Source organism: Clostridium sp. BL-8, from assembly GCF_002006495.1.
Classification (GTDB): Bacteria; Bacillota; Clostridia; order Clostridiales; family Clostridiaceae; genus Clostridium.
In genome coordinates this window covers 1-663 of the sequence record NZ_LZZL01000218.1, presented here as the reverse complement: position 1 = coordinate 663, position 663 = coordinate 1, and the positions used below count along the sequence as shown (strand labels likewise).

The following is a 663-nucleotide window of genomic DNA, read 5'->3' as shown; positions in this document are numbered from 1 at the left end:
TCCTCATGAACATTAACACTTTCAACAACATCTAAATTAAATCCATATTTATCAGCTGCTTTTTTTACTTCAAGAATTTTTTCCATTGGCCATTCATCACCTGCAGCCATGTCATGAAGAGCCCAAACAATCGTTTCCACACCAGGAATCTGTTTAATTTGTTCAAGTGTTACGGTATCATTTCCTTCGCCATACCATCTGAAACCCATTTTCATAGTTGTATTCCTCCTGTCATTTCACTTAATTTTTTATTACATAAGTTTCACAAGCACATAACAAGTTTAAATTTCATGCTCTAATAAGCCTCACCTCCTCAAATAAAAGATCTATTCTAACAACTGAAATTCTGTTTATACTAACTTGATTCATTATTTAAAATAGCTTGGATAACTTTCTTTTACCTTCTCTTTATCGAAAATAACCATGTTTAAATGTTCTTTCATATATTCTTCAGCCCTTTCTGGATCTTTATTTCTTATAGCATCAAAAATCTCTTTATGTTGATTAAAAATATTATTCCAGCTTGAATTAGCTGTTAATCTAAGCATACGAATTCTTTGAAATTCCGTACTTACGTCATTAATGCTGCTCCATATTCTTTTTTTATCGCTTCCCTCGAAAATTATCTTATGAAATTCTTCATCTGCTTCAAACAATTTTTTA

At 30.8% G+C, this 663-nt stretch carries 2 protein-coding genes; both read right to left on the bottom strand.

What is annotated here, in order from left to right:
* Nucleotides 1-215: mannonate dehydratase (locus CLOBL_RS27315; RefSeq protein WP_179117856.1), on the bottom strand; the 215-nt coding region annotated here is incomplete at its 3' end.
* A 153-nt stretch (nt 216-368) separates the two neighbouring features.
* A partial coding sequence (locus CLOBL_RS27310; protein WP_143323982.1) for an FCD domain-containing protein occupies nt 369-663 on the bottom strand: 295 nt, incomplete at its 5' end.